Here is an 8,601-nt window from a genome sequence, read left to right as displayed (position 1 = left end):
CCGCCACCGCGGTCGGCGCCCCCGCCCTGCTGGCCACCGCCGTGGTCGCCGTCGCCACCGCGATCTCCGGGGCCCTGATGGGCTACACGGGCCTGGACGTGTCGGCCGCGGTGGCGCTGGTCGCGACGGTGGTCGCGCTCGCCGCCGGGGCGGTGGCTCCGTTCGCCTTCAAACTGGCCGGAATGCGCATGCCCTCCCTGCCGTCCTCCGCCGGACAGCTCCAGGAGGGCATCGACCCGTACGCGGGCGACGAGGTCGCCGAGCGCACCGAACTCGCCGGGCGCTGGGTCACCGCGCTCTTCGCCGCCACCGGCACCATCGCCGCGGCCGCCCTCACCGTCCTCGCCCACCGCCCGGACCTGCCCGAGACGCTCACCGCCCTGGCGCTGACCCTGCTGCTGCTCCTGCACTCCCGGGGCCTGGTCCACATCGGCCAGCGCCTCACCCTGGCGGTGCCCGGGATCCTCGGGCTGCTGCTGCTCGCCCGGGCCTGGGCGGTGGACAGCGACGCGGACGGGCGCGTGGTGGTCTTCGGGGTGCTGCTCGCCGCGGCGGCCGGCCTGGTGACCGCGTCCTGGATCGTGCCCGGCCGCCGCGTGCTGCCGTACTGGGGCCGGGCGGCGGAGCTGGCGCACACCGGCCTGGCCGTCGCGCTGCTGCCGCTCACGCTGTGGGTGGCGGGCCTCTTCGGCTGGCTGCGCGGCCTGTTCGGCTGAGCACCCCCGTACGCCGGTTCACCGGACCGAGCACCCCGTACGCCGGTCCATCGGACCCATCACCCCCGTAAGCCGTTCCACGGACGACGAGTTGAGGAGAGGCTGTGCAGTCCAAGCGCGACCAGGTCCAAGCCCACGGCTTCATGATGGGCAGGCTCAGCTCGGGCCTGCTGACGGCCGACCCGGACGCCCCCGAGAGCCCGCTTGGCCGGACGACCCGGGGCGTCGTCTTCGGCATCCTGGTGACCGTCCTGATCGGCGCCGGCGTCACCGTCTACGGGCTGCTGCGCCCCGGCGGGAACGACAGCTGGCGCAAGGGCGAGCACTTGGTGGTCAACCGTGAGACCGGCGCCCGCTATCTGTGGACCGGCACAGACGGCGTCCTGCACCCGGTGCGCAACTTCGCCTCGGCGCGGCTGATCGGCGGCCCTGACCTGAAGGCCGTGGACGTCTCCACCGCCTCGCTGCGCGATGTCCCCGTGGGCTCCCCGGCCGGCATCCCCGGCGCTCCGGACACCCTGCCCGGACCCGGCCAGCTCGACGCCGGAGCCTGGCACATGTGCGTCACCGGGCCGGACGGCGCACTGCCCAGCACCTCCGGGGCCGTCGCGGACGCGGGCGTGGACAAGCCGGGGGCCACCACCGTGGTCGCCGGATCGCCGCTGGACTCCCAGGGAGTCGGGGCCGACCGCGGGGTGCTCGTGAGCGGCCCGGACCGCACGGAGTACCTGGTGTGGCGGGGCAGCCGGCTCGCACTGGACCGGGACTCCGACGCCCGTAACGCCCTCGGTTACGGCTCCGAGCGGGCGATGCCGGTCTCGGCGGCCTTCCTCGACGCCCTGGCCCCCGGCCCCGCCCTCAAGCCGCCGGAGGTCGCCGGGCGCGGGGGGAAGGGCCCGACGCTGGGCGGCGAACCGAGCAGGATCGGCCAGCTGTTCCAGGTCAGCGTTCCGGGCGGCGGCTCCACGTACCACCTGCTGCGCAAGGACGGGCTGGTTCCGCTGTCCCGGCTGGAGGCCGCCCTGGTGCTGGGCGACCCGGCCACCCAGAAGGACGCCTACCAGGGGCGTTCGCCCGAGGCCCGCGCGGTCGGCGCCGACGCGCTGCGTACGCACCGGGCGAAGGAGACGGCACCCGCCGGACCCGCCGCCGAGCTGCCCCGTACGCCGCCCCTCCCGCAGTCCGCGCCGCGCGGCACCGCCCTCTGCGCGCAGGTCGACGGCGGCAACGGCGGCGCCCGGATCAGGTCGGTGCTGGTCCCGCTGGCCCAGCTCGCCCCCGTCGCGGTGTCCCAGGGCACCGACCGGCCGCTGGTCCCGGCCTGCGCCCGGACGGACGCCACGGTGGTACGCCCCGGGCGCGGCGCCCTGGTCCGGGCCCTGAACGCGAGCGGCGCGGCCCACGCGGGCACCACCTACCTGGTGGCGGAGAACGGCGTGAAATACCGCGTCACGGCCAAGAACTCCCTGGGCGCGCTCGGATACGGCGAGGGGGACATCGGCTCGGTCCCCGCACCGCTGCTCGCGGCGCTGCCGACCGGCGCGGACCTGGACCCGGCCGCGGCTTCCGGAGCCGCGGAACCCAGGACCACCGCCCCGAAGTGCGACGCTTCCGACGCACGGGACACGGCGGAGGCGTCCGGCACCGGCGACTCCCGGCCATGATCCCGGCAAACGCCCCATACGGTGCCGAAGAAAGGGAAAAGGGGGCCGGGCACGTAAAGGTTCGGCATAAAGAACCTCAGATAAAGCTCAGGAAATGGGCTGTCCCGCTGACCGTTCGGATTCTCCGGCTGCCCGTTTCCCGTCCGAATCGACCGGCACGGGCCAACCGGCTGCGACGCGCGTTCATTTAACCGAAACGTTCGGACAACTCCGTTGGCGTGTAAGGATTCTGGCGAACTGACCTATGCTCAAATCTTCCCAACATGCGTTGCGCCGGACGGTGAGTTCTCTTTAGCCTCAGCGGGCAACCGTGCGACGAGACATGCCTCAACGAAGGGAGCGCGACATGGCGGACAGTGCCCAGAGGAAAGCGGACTATGCCAAGGGCTTGGGAGGTGTCTCCTCTCTGGAGTCGGCCCGGGCCGCGGTCGAGAAGATCCAGAACAACGTCGCCGAGATCGCCGCGCGTTCGGGTGTGGGCGGTGACGAGGGCCAGGCCCTGCTGAAGCTCTTCCGCAGCTGGAACGGCGAGGCGCAGAAGGTCGTCGTGCAGATCAGCAAGATGGTCGACGCGCTCCAGGAGAACGTGACGTCGGCCAACCGCCTGGCGCAGGAGAACCAGGACCTGACCGAGGTGCTCAACAGCAAGACCAGTCAGGGCGTCTTCGAAGCGCTGCGCTGACCCGCCCCCCACCCGAGAGGAGATGTCATGGCCGACGGCATCATCGATGTGCAGTACTCCACGGTCCGCAACGCGATCGAGGAGCTGAAGCAGCAGACCCAGCAGATCATCACCACCCTCAACAACCTGGAGGACGAGCTCAAGCCGCTCGTGACCTCATGGGAGGGTGACGACCAGCAGATGTACCGCGGCGTCCAGGCCGAGTGGGACCAGGCGACCAAGAACATGGCCCTGCTCCTCGGCGACAGCGGCGAGCTGGTCCAGAGCATCCACGACAACCACTCCCGCGACGAGCGCAAGAGCGCCGACAACTGGGGCAGTGTGCGCGCCCGTTAGCCGCGCGGCCGGGGTTCCCTCCTTCCGTACGGTACGGAGGACGGGCCCCGGCATTCGCCCGTGCGCCCCGGCCGGAGGACGGCCGGCGCCGTGCCCCCGTTCCCGTAACCCTGTCCCGCTCCTACCGCTCCGACCGCAGGAGGACGCCCCATGGCCGGTGAGAAGGCCGACGTCAAGCACTTCGATCTCAAGCAGATGGAGAACTTCCGGGACAACGAGGTGCACCCGGTGTACACCAAGGCGAAGCAGCACCGGGAGGACGGCAGCGGCGAGGAGGGCGACGGCCGCATCCGGCCGCTCGGCGAGCTGATCGGCGGCTACACCACGGCGGACAACCTCGACCAGGACAGGCAGCTTCTGCGCATCGGGCGGATGAACACCGAAAAGCTCATCTCCGGGCCGGAGTTGGTGGAGAATGTCAGGCTCGTGGCGGAGTCCATCGACAAGCTGCTCGGCGACCAGATGGAGCTGTTCAAGGAGCTCAAGGAGGCCCTCACCGAGACCATCGAGGAGGCCAACAAGACCAAGAACAAGAATCTGGACGCGATCGACGCCCAGACGCTGCTCCAGACCTTCGACGAGGTCGACACGCTCACCAGCGGAACCACGGGCACGGAAGAGAAGTAACCCGCCCCGCGGCAGCGGTGTGGGGCGGAGACGGACAGGAAAGGGTGCCCGGTGGCCGACCAGTACGACGATGAATCCAAGGGCAACGTCGACAAGTACAGGGAGACGGACGCGGCGTCCGCCGACAACTGGGCCCAGCTCGTCACGCACATCACCGGCTACCCGGTGCCCGACCGCTCCACCATCTTCGACACCCTCCGCTCCGACCACGGCGGCAAGCTCTTCCGGATGGACATCAAGGAGCGCAGCCTCGGCCTCCTCGTGAAGGACTCCGGCTTCCTGCAGAACAAGGGCCAGGACTACGACATCTGGTTCTTCGACAGCGGGAAGAAGCGCTCCATCATGCAGGCCCGGATCGTCTTCGAGGGCCGGGTGAAGTCCGGTGACGAGATCATCTTCGCCGGCACCGACTCCACCGACGTCGAGAACGTGTCCGTCCGTGAAGGCAACGAGTTCACGGACTACAACAAGGACAAGTTCAGCACCATCCCGCTGGCCCAGTACATGAACGGGCCCCGGGCGGCGCTCCTCGCCCTGCTGAAGGGGAACAGCGGCGACGGCCGCTTCAGCGGCCTCGTCGCCGGCGAGTCCGACGTCGTCGACCTCAACTCCTTCACCACCGCGGGCCACTCCTTCGACTACGCGGCCAAGTTCTTCAAGGACCACGCACCGCTGTTGAAGGACTGGGAGGACCGCTTCGGGCGGGACGACGCCAGCTGGAAGGGCGAGGCGGCGGAGGTCTTCCGCAGCCTCATCAAGAAGATCCGCGAGAACTACGACAGTTACGTGGAGACCTTCGACAACACGGCGGGCAGCGGCGACGACACCGGCACCGGCAACACCGTGTACTCCCGCGCGCTCTCGCTCGGCCGCTCCCACCTGGAGCAGGCCGCCCGGGACCTGCTGAGCAACTGGCTGACCTGGGCCCAGTCGGACTACTACGACCCGCACCGAGTGCTGCGCTACGTCCTCGACGACCTCGCCCAGTGGGTCGACACGGAGAACGTGGCGAAGACGGACATCAAGTCCTACACCACCCGCTACTCCACGACGGTCAGCCACAGCCCGCAGGCCGGCTTCTCCCAGGTGCACCCGGACTACGGGGACCTCAACGACATCGCCAACTGGGCGAAGGTCGGCGACAAGGCCGTCGACATCTGGAGCCGGGCCGTCGACGACCTGCTCGTCAAGCCCGCCCGCGAGGTGCAGTCGAGGCTCAACAACCAGTTCCTCACGCTCTCCAAGGACTTCTCCGGCAACGTACCCGAGCCCAAGTCGACCAGCACGGCCGGCGAGGAGTACGAGAAGAAGAAGCTGGACGAGGAGAAGGAGAAGATCAACGAGGAGAACGAGAAGAACCGCCGGCTCCAGGAAGAGCTCGCCGAGGAGCAGCGGAAGCAGCGCGAGGAGGACAAGAAGTACCAGGACGAACTGCGCGAGGAGCAGCGCCTCCAGCGTGAAGAGGACAAGAAGCTTCAGGACGAACTCCGTGAGGAGCAGCGCCTCCAGCGCGAGGAGGACAAGAAGCTTCAGGACGAGCTGCGTGAGGAGCAGAACAAGCAGCGCGACGAGGACCGCAAGTACGCCGACGAACTGCGCGAGGAACAGCGGCGCGAGCAGGAGGAGGCCAAGCGGGAGGCCGAGGAGCAGGCCAAGCAGATGGAGGAGAGCCTCGGCAACATCAACGGGCCGGGCGGCGGCGGTGGTGAGAACATCGGCAACCTCGACGAGCTGCTGAACCTCAAGCAGGACCTCCCGGTGACCGAGAGCCTCGGCGACCTCGGCGACCTCAACAACCCCGGCTCCGGTCCCGGCTCCTCGAACGGCCCCGGCCTCGACGACGTGAACAACGCGATCTCCGAGAACCTCGGCAGCCTCGGCGAGGTGAACGGCCCCGGCGGCGAGAACCAGCAGGGGCCCGGCGGCGGCCCGCTCCCGGTCGGCCAGAACCTGGGCAGCCTCGGCCAGCTCAACGGCGGCCCGGGCGGTACGAAGAACGCCAACGACGCGGCCAACGAAGCGATCACCCAGAACCTGGGCAACCTCGGCGGCCTCAACGACGGCGCGCGCGGCTCCATCGACACCCCGACCGGCGGCACCACCCAGCTCGACGGCTCCAGCATCACCACCGGCTTCCCGGACGGCAGCAGCACCTCCTTCGACCCGGACAGCGGACTTCTCACCACCACCCATCCGGACGGCAGCGTCACCACACAGGACCTGGCCGACGGCGTCCGGGTGACCAACCCGGACGGCTCGGTCACCTCGCTCGGCGACGACGGCAAGCTGACGACCACCTTCCCCGACGGTACGACGCAGGTCGTCGACCCGAAAACCGGCCAGGCGGTCTCCACCGCCCCCGACGGTACGACCACCACCGAGAACCTCGGCAGCCTGGGGAACCTGAACGAACGGAACGGGACCGGGGACCTGGGGGACCTGGGAAACCTCAGGGACCTGGGGAACCTCGGCGACATCAACGCCGACCTGCCCACGGAATCGCGCGGCGACCTGGGCGACATCGGCGACCTGGGCGACCGGGGGAGCCTCGACGACCTGGGCGACCTCGGGAACCTCAACACCGACCGGCTCGGCCTGGAGACCCCGACCGGCGGGCACACCGCCCTCGGCGACGACGGCTTCACGACCACCTTCCCGGACGGCAGCGAGGCCGTGTTCGACCCGGAGACCGGGCAGTTCACCACCACCCGCCCGGACGGCTCCGCCGTGGTCACCGACCTCACCCACGGGGCGTCGGTGACCAACCCGGACGGCTCCACCACCACCCTGGACAACGGCCGGCTGACCACCACCTTCCCGGACGGATCCAGGCAGGTCATCGACCCGGACACCGGCGTGGCCACCGTCACCGACCCGCAGGGCCGAACGGAGACGGTGGACCTGAAGGATCTGAACGCGCGGGGTGGGCCGGGGAGTTCCGGAGGCCTCGACGGTCTCAATGGCCGCAACGGTCTCGACGGTCTCGACGACCTCGGTGATCTGCGCGACCTGAACGGGAACGGCGGCGGCCTGAACGGCGGCGGGTCCGGTGGCGGCGACGGCACCACTTCCCGCGACCTGTCGTTCTCCGAGCTGGGCGTCGGCGGCAACTCCGCCGCCGGAGGTCCGGGCGGCGGCCTCCCCGGTGCGGCGGGCTCCCCGGAGATCGTCGGCTCCGGCGGGGTCGCCCCGCTCTCGGACAGCGTCGCGGCCGGTGCGGGCACTCCGCTCGCCCCTGCCGCGCCGGGCGGCGCCCCCGGTGCCCCGGGCATGCCCGGCAGCCCCGGCATGCCGATGGGCGGCGGCATGGGCGGCATGGGCGCGGGCGGCGACAAGGGCAACGGCGAACGCGTACGGGCCGTCCTGGTCGACGCGGCGGAGGAGAGCGAGCGCCGCAACCGCCGCAGGCGCAGCCCGTGGAACCGCCAGGAGGACAGCGACACCTTCCTGGCCCCGGCATCCCGGGTGGCGACCACCGGCGGCGGCGACTCCTCGGAGGAGGAGCCGGAGCAGAGCCGCAGGCCGGCCACGTCCGCCGACTATCTGGAGGAGGACGCGGACGTGTGGGGCACCGAGGAGGGCGGCACCCCGGCCGTCATCGGCAGGTGACGGTCGCTCAGTTCCGCGTCGACGGGCAGGATGTGCAGGTCGGCAGCAGTGGTTCAGCGCCTCCCGTACGTACGGGAGGACCGAGGCAGAAGGAGGGGAGCGGGCAGTGACGGAACCGCTGGAGAAGCGCCTGGAGAAGGCCATGGCCGAACTGCAGGCGGCCCAGGAGGCGGTCGCACGCACCGAGCGCGAGCTGCGGACGGCGTCGTTCGCCGTGCTCTCCTCCGACCGTGCGGTCCGGGCCACCGCCGGCCCGCAGGGCGAGCTGACCGGGATCGAGTTCCTGGAGAACAAGTACCGCGACATGTCGCCGCAGGAGCTGGCCGCCAGCGTCCTGGAGGCGGCGAGCGCGGCACGCCTGAAGATGAACCGGCATGTGATGAAGGCGATGGCCCCCTTCGCCGAGCCCAGCAGCAACGTGCCGGAGCTGAAGGGCTTCGAGCTGGACTGGGAGCGCATCTTCGGCCCCGAGGTGCTGCGCGAGGACGACGAGGATTCGGCACGGGGCGGCGGCCCGGCCACCCCCGCGTGGCGGGACGCGCTGGGCGACGAGGGGGAGGACTGACGGATGGGACAGCGCTACTACGTCGACCCGCAGCGCATCGAGGCCCTGGCGCGGCAGCTGGAGGAGATCGGCACGCTCACCCGGAACATGACCGAGGAGTTCCTCGACGAGCTGGCGCCCACGGTCAGCTGGCCCGGCACCAACAGCGAGTTCTCGGAGAAGGCCAAGCCGCAGGAGCAGAAGGAGCGGCAGACCACCAAGGACACCATGCTGTCCATCCGCGACGCACTGGTGGGCATCACCGACGCCACCGTCAGCAACGTCCGGATGATGAAGGACACCCGCGACCGCAACATCGACGAGATAGAGCACGGCAACAGCCGCCTCGAAACCGACGGATTCGACGGCCCGGGCGGGCATGGCCGCCGCTGACCCGCGCAGCGCAGGCCGCTCCCGTACGCG

At 70.5% G+C, this 8,601-nt stretch carries 8 protein-coding genes; all 8 read left to right on the top strand.

What is annotated here, in order from left to right; genetic code table 11:
- Positions 1-716, top strand: a 716-nt coding sequence (gene eccD / locus G3I54_RS04935) for a type VII secretion integral membrane protein EccD (protein ID WP_164611470.1), incomplete at its 5' end; no start/stop codon positions are given.
- A gap of 104 nt (positions 717-820) precedes the next feature.
- Complete coding sequence (gene eccB, locus G3I54_RS04930; protein ID WP_164611468.1) at positions 821-2,380, top strand: type VII secretion protein EccB; 1,560 nt, start codon at positions 821-823, stop codon at positions 2,378-2,380.
- Positions 2,381-2,726: 346 nt separating this feature from the next.
- Positions 2,727-3,062 (top strand): hypothetical protein, encoded by a 336-nt coding sequence (locus tag G3I54_RS04925; protein WP_164611466.1) that lies wholly within the window; start codon positions 2,727-2,729, stop codon positions 3,060-3,062.
- Between the two features lie 27 nt (positions 3,063-3,089).
- Complete coding sequence (locus G3I54_RS04920; RefSeq protein WP_164611464.1) at positions 3,090-3,398, top strand: WXG100 family type VII secretion target; 309 nt, start codon at positions 3,090-3,092, stop codon at positions 3,396-3,398.
- Between the two features lie 150 nt (positions 3,399-3,548).
- Positions 3,549-4,025: a type VII secretion system-associated protein gene (locus G3I54_RS04915; protein ID WP_164611462.1), complete on the top strand. Its 477-nt coding sequence runs from the start codon at positions 3,549-3,551 to the stop codon at positions 4,023-4,025.
- A gap of 51 nt (positions 4,026-4,076) precedes the next feature.
- Positions 4,077-7,634 (top strand): AAWKG family protein, encoded by a 3,558-nt coding sequence (locus G3I54_RS04910; protein WP_164611460.1) that lies wholly within the window; start codon positions 4,077-4,079, stop codon positions 7,632-7,634.
- A gap of 106 nt (positions 7,635-7,740) precedes the next feature.
- On the top strand, positions 7,741-8,199 hold the full coding sequence (locus G3I54_RS04905) for a YbaB/EbfC family nucleoid-associated protein (protein ID WP_164611458.1): 459 nt from the start codon (positions 7,741-7,743) through the stop codon (positions 8,197-8,199).
- 3 nt (positions 8,200-8,202) lie between these two features.
- Positions 8,203-8,571, top strand: coding sequence for a hypothetical protein (locus G3I54_RS04900; protein WP_164611456.1), 369 nt, complete (start codon positions 8,203-8,205; stop codon positions 8,569-8,571).
- Positions 8,572-8,601: the final 30 nt, after the last annotated feature.

The sequence above is a fragment of the Streptomyces sp. SID14515 genome, assembly GCF_010548505.1.
Classification (GTDB): domain Bacteria; phylum Actinomycetota; class Actinomycetes; order Streptomycetales; family Streptomycetaceae; genus Streptomyces; species Streptomyces caviscabies.
The sequence above is the reverse complement of the archived record's forward strand: the minus strand, read 5'-3'. Positions and strand labels throughout refer to the sequence as shown.